We start from the raw sequence: 17984 nt of genomic DNA, 5'->3' as shown, positions 1-17984 counted from the left end.
GCTTGATATGATGAGTGGGTACGAAAGACAGATGACTCGTTATGGTTTTGATGAATTTCTATGGAGGTTGAGATCCTTGGATAAACAATTAGGATACAAGGCTGCTCCCGATACGGTGCTTCACGCGGATCATCAAGCGGAAGTCGGATCGGCGGCGCAGACTGATGTTCCTTCGGAGCCGGCTACCTGGAAAGATTATTTCGCCCTGACCAAGCCGGGGATTATATTTTCCAATCTGATTACCGCTTTCGGCGGATTTTGGATCGCATCGGCGGGAAACTTTACGATAGACTGGTTTTTCCTGATGATTTTCACCCTGATCGGTACGGCGCTTGTGATGGCTTCGGGAACGGTGCTTAACAATTACCTGGACCGCGACATGGATGCCAAAATGGAACGGACGAAGAAGCGCGCTACCGTAAGCGGCAAGATCAAGCCGTCCGTGGTGCTGGGCTACGGGATCATTCTCGGCATAGCAGGTATCGCCCTGTTGTTTGTCGCCGTGAACCCGTTAAGTTCTCTTCTCGGTTTGACCGGTCTTTTCCTGTATGTGTGGGTTTACACGGCAATTTTCAAACGTACTTCCGTATGGAGCACGTTCGCGGGCAGCTTCTCCGGAGCGGTTCCGCCGGTGATCGGTTACTGCGCCGTATCGGGCAAGCTCGATATGACCGCGCTGATCCTGTTTCTCATTATGTTCCTGTGGCAGCCGCCGCACTTCTGGGCGCTTGGAATACGCAGGAAGGAAGAATACCGTGCGGCCGGATATCCGCTGCTGCCTGTCGTGAAAGGCAATTACGTCACTAAGGTCAGCATGATGCGTTACATCGTCCTGCTTGTGCCGGTTTCCCAGCTTCTCTTCTTCTACAGCGGAGACGCTCACGTTGGACCGCTGTATTTCTTCGCGGCGACGATTATGGGTCTGATTTGGGCCTTTATGTGCTACAAAGGATTTAAGGCGAAAGATGACGACAAATGGGCCAAAGGCATGTTCATTTATTCCGTGAATTACCTGACGCTGTTGTTCTTGATCATGGTGGTCGATTCGACCATTATGAATTTATAAGATAGATTACCCAAACTTGAATCCAGATGAACAAGACATCCCATGGCGACATGGGATGTTTATTTAGAGGGGAGAATTGTATTTATGGCGGGTGGATTTTGGGCAAAAAACTGGTTTAAGGTAGGTATTACCGTCGTTCTGCTTGCGATCATCGCATCGTTTGCCTACAAATTATACGGCCAGGAGCAGGCCAGCGAGTATTTGAAGGATAAGCCGGTCGGCACTGCGGCGCCGTTTGAACTGACGGATACGGAGGGCAAGAAAGTTTCTTCTTCCGATTTCGACAACAAGGTTAAACTGGTGTATTTCTTTTTCGCAAGTTGTCCGGACGTATGTCCCATAACGACTAATTTTTTATCCAAAGTCCAGGATGAGATGAAAGCCCAGAAAGTGTTTGCGGACAAAGCGGACATCGTATCGATCTCGTTCGATCCGGCGAGAGACACGCCTGCCGCTCTCAAAGAGTATGCGGTCCGCAACCGCGCCGATTTCACGGGATGGAAATTCCTGACCGGTACGGATGAAGCGGCCATGGCGCAGTTGGCCAAGAAGTATTCCATCGGCGTCACCAAGGACAACACAGGGAATTTCACTCATTCCAACGTCATTCTGCTCGTAGACAAAAAAGGCCAGATCCGCACGTATTACAATCCGGGCAGACCTGATCTCGATTACAAAACGATCGTGAAGGACATCAAAGCTTTAAGCAAGGAAAAAGCATAAGCACTTACAAGGCGGGAGCCGGGGGATACAGGATGTATTCTTCGAGCCCCGCCTTTTCCAATTGTTGGATCAAATATTCCTCCGGCGTGCCTTCCACGCCCGCGTACCCGCGTCTCGTGTAGATCTGCTCGCCGTCCGGGAACAAGTCCCGGAGGCGGCCGCGGATTTTTTTGCCGGAAGAGTCATTGTCGGTAAACACATACACTTCACGCGTCCCGACTTTTTTCCTCAATTGTTCCAGAGCTTCCGTACCGGGAGTCCCGTATGTACAGTAAATATCGACTTCACCGCTGAGCAGACGCCGGAGCCTGCTGCGGTCGTTTTTTCCCTCTACGATAATGGCGATAGACATATTCCCGGTTCCTCCGTTCGAGCGCATTCCGCTTGTCTGTTCATGGTGCAGATAAGTGTCGATATTTATTATAATAGACAGAATTCCGGCTCACAAATAGTCCGATCGGCAAAGAATGAAGGGCATTTCCTGGGAAATGTCGAAACGCCAAAAAAGACGGCTTGAACAATCAAGCCGTCTTTCGCGTCCTTTTGCAGGCGCTATGCTGTATGGTTAGATGAATGTGCGCGAAATGATAACGAGCAAAATGAACAGAACGAGAATCGTTCCCGCCGAAGTCCAAACGCCGTATACTCCGATTGCTCCCATTCGTCTGTACTCCTTTGTACGATGGATCACCTGACCCTGTACCGTATGTCTGCGCGATAAGGATTTCCTGTGCCCTCGCCCAAAAGATGACGGCAAACGAAACGGGCGGGATCAGACGGCCACGGGCTTGTGCTTCAGAACCCGGAACGGAAGCAGAGTGAGCGCCGCCATAAGGATAACGAAGGCAAGAAAGAAGGGCGAGATGGAGTCGCGCATTTTGCCCGCCACCATCGGACCGATAAAAGCGCCGATGGAGTAGGCGATGGAGAGGAGCGAGAACACTCTGCCGTAGCGGTTGCTGCTCGTTATTCCCGCGAGCAGGGTCGCGAGCGACGGGAAAATAAGCCCTTTGGCCATCCCGATCATAAACAGGGTGACCGTCAAAGGAAGCGGCCAGTCCACCGCGAGCCCGAAGAAAAGCACCGCCAGGGAAAGAGCTCCGGCAACGGTCCGGTGGGCGGGCGGGATCCGGTTCAGGAACAGCATGCTGAGCGTCACGAGAGCACCGAGACTGATCACGGAGAAGAACAGCCCGGAAGTAAGCAGCGAGGACTGGGCCGTTTTCATCAGGGGAAGCTCGAAAAATAAAATTCCCTGTGAACACGATATTGCCAGCGGAACGAAATAGAACATCCAGGGAATTTTGTCCGCATCCCCGTTACCGTCCAGAACTCCGGAGTTGTCCGCTGCCGGCGCATGAAGCTGTGAGGCCTTCCGTCCGGCGTCTTGCGATCCGGGTGACGGCGCGGCGGAATCCGTGCCGCCGCTTCCCGGTTTCCGGATCCCGACGGATACGCCGTTCCGTGCGGAAGCGGAGGCCGAACCGGTTCCCGTGTGCAGCGGCGGAAGCGCGCCTTGGGGACGCGTCTCTTTCAGCCACGGAATGGACAGCAGGCCCGTCACGATCAGCAGCCAGCCGAGAAGCGTGAAGGAGGCCGTGAAGCCGAACTGGGCGACAAGGTAGGCTCCGGCGGCGGGAGAGACGACGGACGCGAGCGTATGGATCAGCCCGTTTCCGGCCATAAGCTTGCTCTGGTGCACACTGTCTCTGGCGATTTTGGCGAGCAACGACAAGCAGGCGGGAGACAGGAAGGCGAGCACGAAGCCGCTGATGGAACGGATCATCAGAAGCTGCCAGGGGTCCTTAACCTGCGATTGAAAGATAAGCACGATACCTGCTACAATCAGGCTGAACACGATGAAGAGCTTGCTTCCGTATTTATCGACCCCGTAGCCGGCGAGCAGATTGCCGGGGAGATGGGTGAGGGAATACATCCCCATGATCAGACCGATAAACGAAGGCGCCGCGCCCAGGGACAGGGCGAAAGGCGTCAGGATGGGGTATTGGGCATGTAAGTCGAAGAATGCGACAAACATGAAGAAATAGAGCCATATTGCCGTTTTCATACGTAGCACACCGCCTCGTTATTTTTGCTGGCGAAACAACTTCTCGGTTCCGTTCGTCTTCTCTAGATGTACGCCCCTTGTCCCGTACTTATGCTACCGTTAACGTTCAGGCACGTATTAGGAAAGGAAGAAGGTGGCCGTATGGACACGTTCATCGTCGCACTGCTGGCCGCGCTCGGCGCTTTGGCCGTTATCCGTTTTCTGAGAACGAGACGGAGTGTGCGGCAGGAAACCGACCGCGAGGAACAGATCCGGCAGGAACTGAAAGAGCTCCGCAGAAAACGGGAAGAGGAGTAAGACCTTTCGCCGGGCGGAGCCGGTATTATATTTTACAAAGGGGGATATACAAGAAAATGGATGCCTGGATAGCGTTTTTTCAGGAGCGCTGGCTGCTGATTCTCGTGGCTGTCATCGTTCTGCTCGTCGTCGTCAGTCTCGTCAAAACCGTGGTCAAGTGGCTGCTGGTTATCGCCATTGTGGGGGCGCTGGTAGTTTACGGAGCCAACTATAAGGAAACGCTGCAAAGTATCGGAAACGCCGCCTTAACCGAGCTCAGCAGCCAAGCGGTCAAAGCCGTGCAGAACGAAGCCAAGGATGCCACTTACACCGCTAACCCGGACGGTACTTATACAGCGGCAACCAAAAATGTTAAAATTGTAGGAACACCCGGCTCGTCCGAGGTGTCCGTCACGTTTATGAATCAGACTTTTAAGGTTAAAGCAGAAGAAGCGGTCCGCGCATTCGTCGAACAGGCGAAGAAGAACGCCGGCCAATAATACAAAGCGAAGTCATATCCGTACAAAAGGAGGCCCGCGCCTATGTTTACCTCGTTGTTTTCCGGGGACACGACGATCAATTTCATCTCGGTTGCACTTATCCTCATCGTGATCGTTTCAGCCGTTCAAGGCATCATACGCGGAGCCTCCGGTTCTGCCAAACATCTGCTTCATATGGTCTGCGGAATTCTGATCACGGTAGCGGCCATCTATCTGGCCTGGCAGACCGCGATGCTGGTTTCGGACCCCGTCCGCAATTGGCTGAACAGCCTTGCCATTCAAATACCGGCCCAGGAAATGCCGGTCTGGAAGCAGACGTATTACACGGCGGTTACGGCTATCCGCGATTTCGAGCTGTTCCGCTTCGGCGTCCTGTTCCTGCTGGCTTATCTGATCATCCGTCAGGCTCTGTACTGGTTCGTCGATCCCGTTCTGCTCAGATGGGCGCAAAGCCGCTGGGACCGGGAAGACAAGCCTTCCGTCATCAGCGCGGCGACAGGCGGGCTGATCGGGTCCGTAACGGGCGTTTGGCGGGCCCTGCTCGTCGTAGCCGTGCTGTTTGTCTTTGTGACGCTGTTCCCGCAGGCGAAGCCCGCCGGGTATATTCAGGCTTCGTCCCTGTACCAGAAAGGCGCGCAGGAAGTCATCCAGCCGTTTACGGGCGATTTTCTGCAAAATCAGGTGCCGGTATTCACCAGGGCCGTTGAGCAGGAATTCAGCCAGATTCTGCAGCGCAAATACGAAGTGCTTGATGCGAACATTCCGAACAATATTTCCGCAGCCGCGCAGGAAGTCACGAAGGCGGGCAAAACGGACGAGGAGAAAGCGGAGCTGCTCTACAAATGGGTCGGCAGCCGGGTCGAATATGACTGGAACAAAGTCGAGCTTTACGAGAAGCAGCGTATCTGGAAGGAACAGACGCCGGAGGATACGTTTGCTACGCGCAAAGGAGTATGCATCGACTACTCCCGTCTTTACGCCGTTATGGCCCGTTCCGTCGGTCTCGACGTGAAAGTGGTGACCGGCCTCGGGTACGACGGGCGGGGCGGATACGGTCCGCATGCCTGGAACGAAGTGTATCTGGCGGATTCCAAAGAATGGATTCCGCTCGATTCCACCTGGTTTTCCAGCGGAGGCGACTGGTTTAACCCGTCGAACTTCAACCAGACGCACATCCGTGAAGCTTAAAGGACCGCTCCCTTACGGGGGCGGTTTTCTTTTGCCGGAATCGCAGCGGAGTGATTCTCCCATTCTCTTACATTTTTCTAGCGGTACCGGTCTATGGTAAACTGGTAGATAGAGCAAGGATAGAAAAGGACACAAGGAAGGAAGCAAGGATGCACAACGAAGATTTAGAAAAACCCGATTCCTCTAAACGCACGCGTTTCTCTGTTCGCATTAATTTATTCTTTTTCACGACGTTTATTTTGTTCTCCGTTCTGATCGTCCGCCTGGCTATTCTTCAGTTTGTCGAAGGAGACAGGCTCGCGGAAGAGGAGAACTCGGCAACCAACCGGGAAACTCCGATCCCTCCGATCCGGGGCAATATTTATGATTCCAACAGTTACCCTATCGCTTATACGATTCCCGTTCAGTCGGTCTTTTTCCGGATTGAATCGGGGCAGAACAATAAGGAAGAGGTAATCGGTCTCGCACGCAAGCTTGCGGAAGTTTTCCAGCAGTACGGTTCCAAGACCGCCAAACCTTTGACGCCCGAGGAAATCGTGGAGCTGATGGACGTGGGCTACGATATCAACCAGCAGCAGACGAAGGCGCCGAGCTATTACTCGATTCCGAGAAGGATCAAAGCCGACCTCACGAAGGAAGAGGTCTCCTATTTGCTGGAACACCGGGATGAATTCAAATGGATCGAAGTGATGGAAGAGAGCATCCGGACTTACGACCAGGATAAAATCGCGGTCCAGCTGACCGGATACATGCGGCAGTTTTCGACCGCGCGCGAATCTAAGTACGGGCTCAGCTTTTATAAGAACAAAGAAAACACGGCCGAATATCTCGATACCGAAGATGTCGGCTATGACGGGCTTGAGCTCATGTACCAGGAGGAGCTGCGCGGCAAGAACGGCTACAAGAAATATCCCGTAAACTCCTCGCAGAAAATTATCGGACCCGTATCCGTCACCAAGCCGGAAAAAGGCAACAACCTGTACCTGACGATTCATAAGGACATCCAGAACCGCACGGAACAGAAAATTATGGATCACCTGGCTTACCTGCGTCAGCCGAAATCCAGCTCCTACGGCTATTCGCCCAATGCCCGTTCGGGTTACGCCGTCGCCATGGAAGTCGATACGGGGCGTGTCGTCGCTATGGCCAGCATGCCGGATTACGATCCCAACCTGTGGACCGGTGGAATTAAGACCACGGAATACAAAAAAATCCAGCCGTTCGTCAACAACGGGACCATTACGACGGCCTATCCGGATTATCCGGAGAACGAGCTGAAAAAGCACGCCAATTCCATCGTATACATGGGTTCGACGATTAAACCGCTGACCGTGCTTGTCGGTCTTAAAGAAGGTTTTTTCGGCGTAAACGATTATTATAACGACAGAGGCTCTTATTCGTTCGGTAAAAAGGGCTCGCAGAGCACGATCTGGAACTCCGGCCGCAAAGCGTTCGGTCCGATCAATGCCGCCGACGCGCTTAAGCATTCCTCCAATACGTTTATGTCCGCACTGGTCGGGGAACGGCTGTATTTCGACCGGGAAGACGGGCTCAAGGTGTGGGACGATTACTTGAAACGGTTCGGCCTCGTCGTTTCCACGGAAAGCGGTCTTCCGAACGAGTATGCGGGCTCCAACGAATCGCTTGCCAACGCGAAGCTCGACAGCAAGCAGTCCGCTCTCGTTTACGCTTCCTGGGGGCAGAACGAGAAGTCGACCACGCTGCAGCTCGCCCAGCACGCCGCCATGCTCGCCAGCCGGGGCAAACGGATGAAGCCGCTGTTCGTGGACCGTATTACGACGTACGAAGGCGAGACCATCAAGAAATTCGATCCGGTAGTGCTTAGCGAAGAAAATTCGTTCAAGCCGCAGTATTGGGACACGATTTTCAAAGGCATGAAAGAAGTCAGCAAGCAGGGCTTCGACGGCGTGAACTATACCGTAGCCGCCAAAACGGGTACGTCGACGCAGCAGATCGGCTCCAAAGAGGTGGACAACGCCGTATTTATCGCGTTCGCTCCGGCCGATAAACCGAAGCTTGCCGTTGCGGTCGTCGTCCCCGAAGGGGGCTACGGTTCCTACGGCGCCGCTCCGATCGCGAGGGAAATGTTCGACGCGTACGACGAATACATCGGCCTGAACGGCACTCCGCGCGGATCGGCGAACGGCAAGACGGACGGCACGGCCAAGAACTAAGCCGGGACACCGTGCGCTGCCCTCAGGGGGCTTCGTGTAACGGAGAACGTCCGCCGCCCAGATCATTCATCCAAACCGGGCTCCCGCTCATGTTTGTCACTTCTAACGGGAAGGGACATAGACTGAGAGCAGGGAACCCGGTTTTTTTATCCTTAAAAGTTGCCTGTTGCCAACAATTATGCACGAAGGAAAAGGGGCGGTGGACATGAAAAAACGGAGGCTGGCTTCATCTGTTAAGCGCCTCATGTGGGTTATTGCGTTCTTGTAAACGAGGGCGGCCCGCGGTCCCCGAAAAAGGCGCGGACGCTTCTTTTCCGCGAGAAATGAAGCGTCTCCGGCAGGCTTGAAAAGCCGCGGTTAAAGGGGGCCGCGAGTTTTCATTTTCAGAAAGGCGACCGGGTGTGCTATACTAGTTTATCGAATAACAACAAGACTAGTTGTAGCTTTAGTGGAGGTGTGAATCACTCGTGTGTGGTATCACCGGTGTTATGTATTTTGAAGATAGAGAGCCATCCGTATCCATGCTTCAGCAGATGACGGACGTGATTCATCACCGCGGCCCGAACGACTCGGGCTTCTGGACGGAGAATCGAATCGGGCTCGGGTTCCGCAGATTGTCGATTATCGATATTGCGGAGGGTCATCAGCCGCTTTGCAACGAAGACGAATCCGTTTGGATCATTTTTAACGGGGAAATTTACAATTATAAATCTTTGCGGAGCATGCTGCAGGACCTCGGCCATGTTTTCCGGACGAACAGCGATACCGAGGTCATCGTCCATTTGTACGAAGAATTCGGTGAAGAGTGCGTGAAGCATCTTCGCGGCATGTTCGGCTTTGCCATCTGGGACCGCCGCAAGAAGCAGCTTTTCGCCGCCCGTGATCATTTCGGCATCAAACCTTTTTATTACCAGTACAACGACCGGCAGCTGCTTTTCGGTTCCGAAATCAAGAGCCTTGTCGCATCGGGAAGCGTAAGTCCGTCGATCCGGACCGAGAGCCTGATGAATTATTTGACGTTCCAATATGTCCCTGAACCGAACACGATGTTCGACGGGATTCAGAAGCTGCCGCCGGCGCACTACATAAAAGCGTCCTTTGACGGCGAAATGTCGATTCACCGCTACTGGGATCCGATGTTCGAGCCGGTGGACCGTCCTTTCGGGGAATATGTGGAGCAAATCCGCGAAACCCTGAAAGATTCCGTCGTCCATCACATGGTCAGCGACGTGGAGCGCGGCTGCTTCCTGTCCAGCGGAATCGACTCGACCGCGATTGCGGCGCATATGCGCCAGATCGAGCCTATCCGGACGTTCTCCGTCGGTTTCGAAGGGCCGAACAACGAGACTCTGATCGCGGCCGAAACGGCCAAAGCGCTCGGTACGGAGCACTACTCGAAGATCATCACGCGCGAAGATTTCTTCAACACGCTGCCGAAAGCCGTCTGGCATCAGGACGAGCCGGTCGCCGATCCTTCGGCCATCGCGCTCTATCACGTGGCTCAGCTTGCCCGTGAGCACGTTACCGTGACTTTGTCAGGCGAAGGGGCGGACGAGCTGTTCGGCGGCTACAGGATCTACCGGGAGCCACTGTCGCTGGCTCCGCTGGAGAGTCTGCCGCTATCCGTGCGCCGCATGCTTCACCGGATGGTCAAAATGCTGCCCGCCGGCATGAAAGGGCGCAACTACCTGCTTCGCGGAACGACTCCGCTGGAGGAGCGCTTCCTCGGCAACGCGAAGATTTTCACCGAAGATATGAAGGCGGAAGTGCTGCGCGTGGACAGCGAGATGTTCAAGCGGTATCAGAATCCGTTCCAGATAGCCGCCCAATATTACGACAAAACGAAGCATCAGGATCCCGTAACGCGGATGCAGTACATCGACATGAACCTGTGGATGCCGGGCGATATCCTGATGAAAGCGGACAAAATGACGATGGCCCACTCCCTGGAACTGCGCGTTCCTCTGCTTGACAAGGAACTGTTCGAGGTTGCCCGGCGTATCCCGACGAAATACCGGATTGCCGAAGGAACCACGAAGCACATCTTCCGCAAGGCGATGGAAGGCATCGTGCCGGACTTCATCCTGAACCGTCCGAAACTCGGGTTCCCGGTTCCGCTGCGCGACTGGCTCAAAGGGCCGACGGGTTCCACGATGGTGGAGCAGATTAAAGCGAGCGGCATCGAAGACTATGTGCGGCTTGACGCGGTCGAAAAAATGGCCAAGCTGCATCAGGACGGACAAGGCGATTATGCGCGCCGACTGTGGACCATTTACATGTTCGCTCTCTGGCATGCGACCTACATGGAAGAAACCACGAAGAAAGCCGTAGCCGCATTCTGACATAAAAATTCCCCAGCTCCAGGTTCCCTCAGGGAATCTGGGGCAATACTTACGAGCGGTTTTTCTGCCGGAAAGACGGGCATGCAGGCTGATGTAAAGGATGATCTGCGGGAAAAGTCGCAAGCACCAGGCTGCGATACGGTTATCCCAAGGAAAGTCCGAAGCAAAAGCTTACGAAGCAGCTTTCCTTGAAGGAAAGCTTGAAGGAGGAAACAAGTTGAGTCAATATAAGCTGGTAGCGCTGGATATGGACGGTACGCTGCTTAACGAAGAAAAGCAGGTCTCCCCTGCGAACCGGGAAGCGATTTACGCGGCTCTGGAAGCGGGAGTCACCGTTATTTTCTCGACCGGGCGCGGCGTGCAAAGCGCTCTCCCCTATGCGGAAGAGCTTAAGCTGGAAACGCCGATTGTTTCCGTCAACGGAAGCGAAGTCTGGAAAGCTCCGCACGATCTTCTGAAACGTACGCTGCTTGATTTGGACCTTGTCCGGCGGATGTACGACCTGGCGATCGAGCACGATACGTGGTATTGGGCTTATTCGGTCGAGGGCATGTACAACCGGGATAACTGGGCGGAGGACATTACCAAGCCCCAGTGGCTCAAATTCGGCTTTTATACGGAAAATAAAGAAAGCCTGGAGATTATCCGCGGAGAGCTGGCCCGCTGGGGAGAGCTTGAAATCACCAACTCCCACCCGGACAATCTCGAGTTGAACCCGAAAGGAATCAGTAAAGCAAGCGGCATTGAAGAAGTGTGCAAGCTTCTCGGCATCGAAATGTCGCAGGTCATCGCCATGGGCGACAGTGAGAACGATATCGCGATGATCCGCGCGGCGGGTCTCGGCGTTGCGATGGGCAACGCCCAGGAAGGCGTGAAGCGGATTGCCGACCTTGTTACGGTTTCCAACGACGAGGACGGAGTCGCCAAAATCATTCAGGAATACGTGCTGGACCCGTTATCCGCCCACTAAGACCACCGGTGACGTTTTTCGGGAAGAAAGGATGAGCAGACATGGCTATTTTGGGATGGATCCTCATTATTTTGCTGTTTGCCGTCGGAATGCTGGGTGCGGTTTTTCCCATTCTTCCGGGCGCGCTCGCTATTTTCGGAGCCTTTTTCGTCTATGGTTTTTTCTTCAGCTTCGAGCCTTTCGGCTTCTGGTTCTGGCTGATCCAATCGGCGGTCGTTATCGCCATCACCATCGCCGACTATCTCGTCAGTGCGTTCGGCGTCAAAAAATTCGGCGGTTCCAAGGCGTCCGTATGGGGAAGCACGATCGGTCTCCTCGTCGGCCCGTTCGTCATTCCGGCATTCGGGCTTATCCTGGGGCCTTTTATCGGCGCTGTGCTGGGTGAACTGATCCACGGTTCCAACCTTAAGCATTCCGCCCAGGTCGGGGTAGGATCGGTTCTCGGTTTCTTCTCCAGCGTTGTCGTCAAAGTTGTTCTTCAACTGCTGATGATCATTCTTTTCTTCATCTGGATTTAACCCGTTCAGGGATACCCGTCAGAAAAAGGCGGACTGCGGAAGCACGCGGAATACGCCTTATTTTCCCCATAGGAAAGGAAGTCCGACATGATTAAAGTAACCGTGTGGAATGAGAACGTGCATGAGAAAACGAATGCCAAAGTAGCCGAAGTATACCCGGAAGGCATTCACGGAGCCATTGCGGCCGGGATTGCGGGAGACTCTTTCCAAATCCGCACCGCAACGCAGGAACAGCCGGAGCACGGGCTTACGCGGGAAGTTCTGGATGATACCGACGTTCTGATCTGGTGGGGACACAAGGCCCACGGTGAAGTCGCCGACGAAATCGTCGAACGTGTACACCAGCGCGTACTGGACGGTATGGGTCTTGTCGTGCTGCACTCCGGTCATTTCTCGAAAATTTTCAAAAAGCTGATGGGCACATCCTGCGATTTGAAATGGCGCGAAGCCGGAGAGAAGGAACGCCTGTGGGTCGTGGATCCTTCCCATCCGATCGCCGAAGGCATCGGACAATATTTCGAGCTGGAGCAGGAAGAAATGTACGGGGAGCATTTTGATATTCCCGCGCCGGACGAGCTGGTCTTCGTCAGCTGGTTCGAAGGCGGCGAGGTATTCCGCAGCGGCTGTACCTATCACCGCGGACAGGGCCGGATTTTTTATTTCCGTCCGGGTCATGAAACGTATCCGACTTATTACAACGAGAACGTTCTGAAAGTTATTACGAACGGCGTGAAATGGGCGGCTCCGGTAAATACGGCGAAGCCCGTTTACGGGAACGCGCAGCCTTTGGAGAAGCTTCAGACGAAGTAAACCGGCGTCAGCCGATCACGTCCGGAAAAGGATCTCCTTTTCCGGTCTTATTATGTAAGGGGAGAAGGAACGACATTGTCTAAGGATTCGCTAGTCAAAGGCACTCTGATATTGACGGTCGCGGCTTTGATTGCCCGCTTTCTCGGTGTATTTCAGCGTTTTCCGCTCGTTTATATGCTGGGTAACGAGGGAATGGCGAGTTATGCGATCGCTTTTAACCTCTACAGCAATCTGCTGGTTATCGCAACCGCGGGCATTCCGAGTGCTCTGAGCAAAATGATCTCCGAGCGGACCGCGCTCGGGCGGATGGACGAAGCGAACCGGATCTACAAAGCCGCTTTGATATTCGCGGCGGGAGCCGGCGTTGTCATGTGCCTGGTCTTGTTTCTTCTGGCTCCGCATTATGCGCAGTCGTCCGGAGATCCTCATGCCACGCTGGCTACGCTGGCCATTGCCCCGGCCCTGCTGTTTTTCCCGCTGATCGCTATTATGCGGGGCTATTTCCAAGGCCGCCAGCGGATGATGCCCAACGGCATCTCGCAGGTAATCGAGCAGATCGTCCGGTTGATTACGGCGGTGGGTCTCGCTTATGTGCTGCTCGGCGTCTCTTTGGACTGGGCCGTGGCGGGCGCTTCCTTCGGGGGCGTAACCGGCGGTATCGCGGCTTTAGCCGTTATGCTGTATTACGCGCTTAAGCTCCGAAAAGAAGACAGGGGGACGCTGCCGGTCTCCGAACCCGTGTATACGGAAACCGCTCAAAACCGCCAATCGGGAGGAAACCTGCGTTACGGGCAAATTTACGGCCAATTGCTCAGATTGTCCATTCCGATCGTTATTTTTTCCATTACGGTTACACTGATTTACAACATTGATTCTTCCACCATCATCCCGCTTCTGCGGGATCAGATCGGGGAAGCCAAAGCCAAGGATATCGTCGGTATCCTCGGCGGGCAGGCCCAATCGCTCGCGGGACTGCCGATCGTGCTGGCGATCGCGCTCAGCCAGTCGGTCGTCCCGATTATCTCGGGAGCCTACTCGCGCCGGGATCTGGAGCTGGTCCGCAACCAGTCCTCCCGCGTCATGCAGCTCGCTATCCTGTCCGGCCTGCCTATGGTTCTGGCGATCTGTACGGCGGCACGCCCGCTTTCGGGCATGTTCGATTACGGCGGCACGCCGACCGGCTACGAGTACGGCCCTCCGATGATTGCCATGATGACCGCGGGCGCGATGTTCCAGATCATCATGCAGACGTCGGGCGCCGTTCTGATGGGCATGGGCAAAATGCGCGCGCTCGTGTCCAGCGTCGTCTTCGGCATAGCCGTGAAGCTGCTCGGCAACCTGATTTTGTCGCCGTGGCTCGGCATTTACGGCATTCTGGCATCGACGATGCTCTGTTTCATCGTCATGTCCGCCTTTAACCTGGCCGTGATGCGCAACGTGGTTTCTTTCCGCATCATGGCTCCGCGCCGCTGGACCGGCCTTGCCGTCACGACGGTTGTCGTCGTGGTGATCGGCGTGTTCGCGGAGCGGCTGCTCTTCGACCATCTCCACCTGTTCCCGTGGAGAGTCGTGAACGCAACCGTCAACGCCGTCGTAATCGGCGCCTTGGCCTGCGTGCTCTATGTCATCCTTCTTTTTGTCACGAAAGTGGTTACGAAGGATGACATCAAGACCTTCCCGGCACCGATGCAGAAGCTTTACGCCAAGGCGGGCCGATTGCTCGGCCGCAGGGGGTAAAGCTTCCGCGGGGCGGCGGTACGCCAGCGCCGCGTGCGGCTTACGCCCGTGCGTGCCTCGCGCCCACTTGCGTGCCTCGCGCCCGCTGGCGTGCCTCGCGCCCACTTGCGTGCCTCGCGCCTACTGGCGTGCCACGCGCCCACTGGCGTGCTTCGCGCCCACTGGCGTACCTCGCGCCCGCTGGCGTGTCTCGCGCCCGCTGGCGTGCATAGCCCCACTGGCGTGCCTTGCGCCCGCTGCGCTGCGGCACGCGCCCTCAAGGCTCTGCCCGGCGAGGCCTCCCAGCCGCCGGACCCCCAAAAAAACGCCCGATGTGCCTCTGCTTCAGCAGAGTGGACGCCGGGCGTTTTTTTAATCTCCTTTCAGTTGAACGGACGCCAGAGCGGCCAGCTGAATTTTGTGGAGGCCGAAGCAGCATTCGGCGCTCATCTCAAACAGGGCGGGGACACCGATGTCCCCGAAGTAGCCCGTCACGCTCCCGGCATTGGAGGGAAACCAGTCCCCCGGTTCCGGAGCTGCCGGCGGGACGTCCTTCCACGTGCGTTCGAGCTCCGGACTGTAGATGCCCGCCGCTCCGGCCTTCAGCTCGCAGCCTTCGAGCTTCGGTCCCGCAGGGCTTACACCCGGGACGTCCTTACGGATACGGGCGAACAGATGCGGCCAATAGTCCGCCCGTGAGCCGGTATGCGGCTGCGCGGAAGCGAAAAGCACGACGCCCTGGTGGACCGCCGGGATGCCGAACAAGACGGCGTACAGCGTTTTTCCGAACTCGATCCGTTCCCTGATATCCGTGAAGTCTTCCAGGATCTCACCCGCCAGCTTCAGACGGTCAGCGGACTTGTGAAGAGGATCTTTGTGCAGGGCGAAAGGAAAGAAAACCTGATTGAGCTGAAGGAGAGCCTGAGCCTGGAACTCCGTCGTTTCCAGCACGTTTGTAATGAAATATTGCTGTTTCACTACCCGATTTTCTATAAAATGCTGTTCATTCACGATTAAAGAGACCGTCAGCAGCACCGGATCGTGAACTTTCCAGAATTCCTCCCAGACCGGCTTCATAAAAACAGACACACCGAAGGCGGGGAGCAGATGAAAGAGAGGCTCACCGGACCGTTTGGACTCCTCGTAAAGCAGCAGCTTGCGGGTAAGCGTCCCCGAATATGAGCACATTCGCTCTCTCCAGAAAAGCGAAAAGAGCCTCTCGTGCGGGTCGTTTGAGGAGGGAGGGAAGAAACTCACCTTCCAGATCCGTCATGTTCCAGCCGCCGTTCCGCGAGACCATATGGGCGAGAAGAGCCCAGTGGAGCTCGGGATGCTGCTCATACAGGTTCCAGTAAGCCCGGGTGCGGGTCACGTTGTTCCGGTTCCTCCGCTGCGTTTCGAGGCGGATGCGTTCTACGAGCCGCCGCTCCCGATCGGACAGGGAAAGCTCCGGAGCCGGCTGCGGGGGAGCGGACAGTGCCGCCAGCCCTTTCCATGCCCTGCGCAATCTTTTGACGCTGTCCCTGCCGGGTACAAGCTTCTGGGCACTTTGGCCCAAGTGAAGAGCGGACTGCAAAGAAGCCCATTTGCCCGATGCAAGCTGGGTAATCGTGTGCGGCATTCCTGCCAGCCAGTGCCCGACCGCTTTGAGCGGGTTGTTGTCTTTAACCCCGTTGCCGTTCATTGTTGCAGCCTCTTTTCCCCGGATTACTTGATGAAGCAGCCGTAACGTCCATGAATAGGATGCCCGGTTTTTCCGATTTTTCATCTTCCTGCACGATATGCAAACAAATGGGCAGCGGTCCTGCTTTCGAGGAAAATTTACCGGGAATGTGAGTCTTTTTGCTTAGTTGCGCGTATATAAAAGAGTTAGCAATACTTGGGAGCTGGAAAGGAGCCGGGAAAATGAAAGTGAATAACTGGAAAAAGGTTGTGTGCGGGGGTACAGGCGCACTCATGATCGTTCTTACGGGTTGCGAATCCGTAGGAGGTCTTGACGTGAACAAGGCACTCGTCAACCAGTATGCCGTCAAATCGGCGGAATCGCAGGAGACGCTCAAGTTCGAACTTCTGACGGGAGATCTTGCGGGGCTGCCGCCTGAGGCGCAGAAGCTGATAGGCCTTTTTAAAGAAGTGACGGTCAAGTTTACGGAGGAGAAAATCCAGGATCCCCGGAACGCATCGATGAAAGGTGAATTTACATACGGCAAAGGAAGCATTCCTTTCGAACTGTCCCTTCAGAATGAAGATATCATCATCCGTATCGAAGGCGTAAGCAAGCCGATTTACATCCGCAACGCGCAGACAAGTCCGCTTAACGGAGGCCTGCTCGTACCGGGACAGAAGAGCATTCAGGAGCTTCAGAAGGTGCTTGAAGACAAACTTCCGTCGCTTGCGTCGTTCTTCATCGGCCACGCACCGAACCCGAAGACGATCGGAGTGACGTCCGTTTCGGAGAGCGTATATAACGAGACGGTTTCCCTGCAGAAGCTTCATGCCGAAATTAAAGGCAGCGAAGCGCTCGGTCTGGTCAAAACCTTCCTGCAGAACATTGCCGCGGATGAGAAAGGCCTGAAGGAATTCCTCGGCACCGTATTCGACGTATTCGGACCGATCGCCAAGGAAGCCGCCGAACAGTCAGGCGAGGAAAACAAGCTGCTCGATACTTATCTGTCTAACAAAACGCTTGCGGTTGAAACGATGTATGCCGCCGTACAAACCGGCTTGAAGGATGTTCTGGAGAGCTATGACAAAACGACCGAAGAGATGCTGAACGGACCGGCAGGCGAGCCGCTGCGCGACATCTTGAGCGACCGCTCGTCCGTAAACGTCGATTTGTATGTGGACAGCTCCCAGCATATCCGCAAAAGCAGCGCGGGCCTTACCATTCCGCTGCCTGAAGCGGAAACCGGCTTGAAAGGGATCAAGCTGAGCGTGACCGGAGAAAGATGGAATATCAACCAGCCGGTTACGATCAATCCCGTAAAAGCGGACGGAGACCGTTTCACGTACGATGCGGCTGATCCGGACTCGGTTCCTTCTCTCGGAAGCTTCCTGAAATCGGTGGATAAGAACTCCTCGATTTACAAGCTGCTTAAAGAGGATCTCCAGATTACGAAGCGTTCCTTTACGCTGCCGCTGGACGACGAAGACATGAGTTCATTCGGATTTGGAGGCTACCGCAAAGGTGACGTTTCCATGGCGCCGGTGACGTATGTAGCGAATATGCTGGACGCGAAAGTGAAATGGGACGGCGAAACGAAACAAATTACGGTAACGGACGATCTCGGCGGCCATACGATCGTGTTTACGCTGGGCAGTGCCGAAGCGCTGGTCGACGGTAAGCCGGTTGCCCTTGAGCAGGCAGTCGAGCTTAACGGGGATTACACGAACGTCCCTTTGAGATTCCTTGCCGAAACGCTGGGTGGAGAAGCGAAATGGGACAGCGAGCAGGATGCTGTCATCATTACACGTCCATAACACGGACGAAATTTGAGGAAGAAGCCGAATAGCAGGAGAGGAGCGGGCTGTGTACAGTCCGCTCCTTTTTGCCTCCGGTGGATTAAACCGGATATACACGGCTTATCCTGCAAAGATATGACGAAGAGGGAG

Annotated in this window: 15 protein-coding genes and 1 pseudogene; 12 read left to right on the top strand and 4 right to left on the bottom strand. The window is 55.0% G+C overall.

The features are described from left to right. Positions 1 to 76 precede the first annotated feature (76 nt). Positions 77 to 1066 carry a heme o synthase gene (gene cyoE, locus ABC395_RS20680; RefSeq protein ID WP_413005759.1) on the top strand — a complete coding sequence of 330 codons (990 nt, stop codon included), beginning with the start codon at positions 77 to 79 and terminating at the stop codon, positions 1064 to 1066. A gap of 84 nt (positions 1067 to 1150) precedes the next feature. Beyond that, complete coding sequence (locus ABC395_RS20675; protein ID WP_413005758.1) at positions 1151 to 1789, top strand: SCO family protein; 639 nt, start codon at positions 1151 to 1153, stop codon at positions 1787 to 1789. A 4-nt stretch (positions 1790 to 1793) separates the two neighbouring features. Here the strand turns inward: ABC395_RS20675 and ABC395_RS20670 are convergent, their stop codons facing one another. The 3 genes from ABC395_RS20670 to ABC395_RS20660 all read right to left on the bottom strand — a co-directional run bounded on the left by ABC395_RS20670 (position 1794) and on the right by ABC395_RS20660 (position 3857). Beyond that, positions 1794 to 2141, bottom strand: a complete 348-nt coding sequence (locus tag ABC395_RS20670; protein ID WP_413005757.1) for a ribonuclease M5 — start codon at positions 2139 to 2141, stop codon at positions 1794 to 1796. Between the two features lie 213 nt (positions 2142 to 2354). Continuing rightward, a complete protein-coding gene (locus ABC395_RS20665) occupies positions 2355 to 2450 on the bottom strand; it encodes a YjcZ family sporulation protein (RefSeq protein WP_413005756.1) in 96 nt (31 codons plus the stop codon). Positions 2451 to 2561: 111 nt separating this feature from the next. Then, complete coding sequence (locus tag ABC395_RS20660; RefSeq protein ID WP_413005755.1) at positions 2562 to 3857, bottom strand: MFS transporter; 1296 nt, start codon at positions 3855 to 3857, stop codon at positions 2562 to 2564. 141 nt (positions 3858 to 3998) lie between these two features. Between ABC395_RS20660 and ABC395_RS20655 the strand changes: the two genes are divergently transcribed. The 9 genes from ABC395_RS20655 (at position 3999) to ABC395_RS20615 (ending at position 14393) form a co-directional block, all read left to right on the top strand. Continuing rightward, positions 3999 to 4154 (top strand): hypothetical protein, encoded by a 156-nt coding sequence (locus ABC395_RS20655; protein WP_181024416.1) that lies wholly within the window; start codon positions 3999 to 4001, stop codon positions 4152 to 4154. A 56-nt stretch (positions 4155 to 4210) separates the two neighbouring features. Beyond that, positions 4211 to 4633 carry a hypothetical protein gene (locus tag ABC395_RS20650; protein WP_217558421.1) on the top strand — a complete coding sequence of 141 codons (423 nt, stop codon included), beginning with the start codon at positions 4211 to 4213 and terminating at the stop codon, positions 4631 to 4633. Between the two features lie 42 nt (positions 4634 to 4675). Continuing rightward, positions 4676 to 5821, top strand: coding sequence for a transglutaminase domain-containing protein (locus ABC395_RS20645; protein WP_413005754.1), 1146 nt, complete (start codon positions 4676 to 4678; stop codon positions 5819 to 5821). A 149-nt stretch (positions 5822 to 5970) separates the two neighbouring features. Further along, on the top strand, positions 5971 to 8016 hold the full coding sequence (locus ABC395_RS20640; protein ID WP_413005753.1) for a peptidoglycan D,D-transpeptidase FtsI family protein: 2046 nt from the start codon (positions 5971 to 5973) through the stop codon (positions 8014 to 8016). 467 nt (positions 8017 to 8483) lie between these two features. Beyond that, positions 8484 to 10358, top strand: a complete 1875-nt coding sequence (asnB, locus tag ABC395_RS20635; RefSeq protein WP_413005752.1) for an asparagine synthase (glutamine-hydrolyzing) — start codon at positions 8484 to 8486, stop codon at positions 10356 to 10358. A 217-nt stretch (positions 10359 to 10575) separates the two neighbouring features. After that, positions 10576 to 11328, top strand: a complete 753-nt coding sequence (locus tag ABC395_RS20630; protein ID WP_103995884.1) for a Cof-type HAD-IIB family hydrolase — start codon at positions 10576 to 10578, stop codon at positions 11326 to 11328. 41 nt (positions 11329 to 11369) lie between these two features. Then, complete coding sequence (locus tag ABC395_RS20625) at positions 11370 to 11846, top strand: DUF456 domain-containing protein (RefSeq protein WP_413005751.1); 477 nt, start codon at positions 11370 to 11372, stop codon at positions 11844 to 11846. An 87-nt stretch (positions 11847 to 11933) separates the two neighbouring features. Continuing rightward, complete coding sequence (locus ABC395_RS20620) at positions 11934 to 12656, top strand: ThuA domain-containing protein (protein ID WP_413005750.1); 723 nt, start codon at positions 11934 to 11936, stop codon at positions 12654 to 12656. 75 nt (positions 12657 to 12731) lie between these two features. Continuing rightward, a complete protein-coding gene (locus ABC395_RS20615) occupies positions 12732 to 14393 on the top strand; it encodes a putative polysaccharide biosynthesis protein (protein ID WP_413005749.1) in 1662 nt (553 codons plus the stop codon). A gap of 351 nt (positions 14394 to 14744) precedes the next feature. On the opposite strand, the pseudogene ABC395_RS20610 reads toward ABC395_RS20615, so the two are convergent. Beyond that, positions 14745 to 15993 (bottom strand): annotated as a pseudogene (locus ABC395_RS20610) (DUF2515 family protein). A 284-nt stretch (positions 15994 to 16277) separates the two neighbouring features. On the opposite strand from ABC395_RS20610, the gene ABC395_RS20600 reads away from it, so the two are divergent. After that, positions 16278 to 17852 carry a copper amine oxidase N-terminal domain-containing protein gene (locus tag ABC395_RS20600; RefSeq protein WP_413005746.1) on the top strand — a complete coding sequence of 525 codons (1575 nt, stop codon included), beginning with the start codon at positions 16278 to 16280 and terminating at the stop codon, positions 17850 to 17852. Positions 17853 to 17984: the final 132 nt, after the last annotated feature.

The sequence above is a fragment of the Paenibacillus canaveralius genome (assembly GCF_047238265.1).
In the GTDB taxonomy this organism is placed as follows: domain Bacteria; phylum Bacillota; class Bacilli; order Paenibacillales; family NBRC-103111; genus Paenibacillus_F.
Note: the sequence above shows the minus strand (reverse complement) of the source record. Positions and strands in the feature narration are given on the sequence as shown.

What these genes read in the sequence shown, in the direction of transcription:
- ABC395_RS20675 (WP_413005758.1), top strand. Translation starts at nt 1,151, where the DNA reads ATGGCGGGTGGATTTTGGGCAAAAAACTGGTTTAAGGTAGGTATTACC.
- ABC395_RS20670 (WP_413005757.1), bottom strand. Translation starts at nt 2,141, where the DNA reads ATGTCTATCGCCATTATCGTAGAGGGAAAAAACGACCGCAGCAGGCTC.
- ABC395_RS20665 (WP_413005756.1), bottom strand. Translation starts at nt 2,450, where the DNA reads ATGGGAGCAATCGGAGTATACGGCGTTTGGACTTCGGCGGGAACGATT.
- ABC395_RS20660 (WP_413005755.1), bottom strand. Translation starts at nt 3,857, where the DNA reads ATGAAAACGGCAATATGGCTCTATTTCTTCATGTTTGTCGCATTCTTC.
- ABC395_RS20655 (WP_181024416.1), top strand. Translation starts at nt 3,999, where the DNA reads ATGGACACGTTCATCGTCGCACTGCTGGCCGCGCTCGGCGCTTTGGCC.
- ABC395_RS20650 (WP_217558421.1), top strand. Translation starts at nt 4,211, where the DNA reads ATGGATGCCTGGATAGCGTTTTTTCAGGAGCGCTGGCTGCTGATTCTC.
- ABC395_RS20645 (WP_413005754.1), top strand. Translation starts at nt 4,676, where the DNA reads ATGTTTACCTCGTTGTTTTCCGGGGACACGACGATCAATTTCATCTCG.
- ABC395_RS20640 (WP_413005753.1), top strand. Translation starts at nt 5,971, where the DNA reads ATGCACAACGAAGATTTAGAAAAACCCGATTCCTCTAAACGCACGCGT.
- ABC395_RS20625 (WP_413005751.1), top strand. Translation starts at nt 11,370, where the DNA reads ATGGCTATTTTGGGATGGATCCTCATTATTTTGCTGTTTGCCGTCGGA.
- ABC395_RS20620 (WP_413005750.1), top strand. Translation starts at nt 11,934, where the DNA reads ATGATTAAAGTAACCGTGTGGAATGAGAACGTGCATGAGAAAACGAAT.
- ABC395_RS20600 (WP_413005746.1), top strand. Translation starts at nt 16,278, where the DNA reads ATGAAAGTGAATAACTGGAAAAAGGTTGTGTGCGGGGGTACAGGCGCA.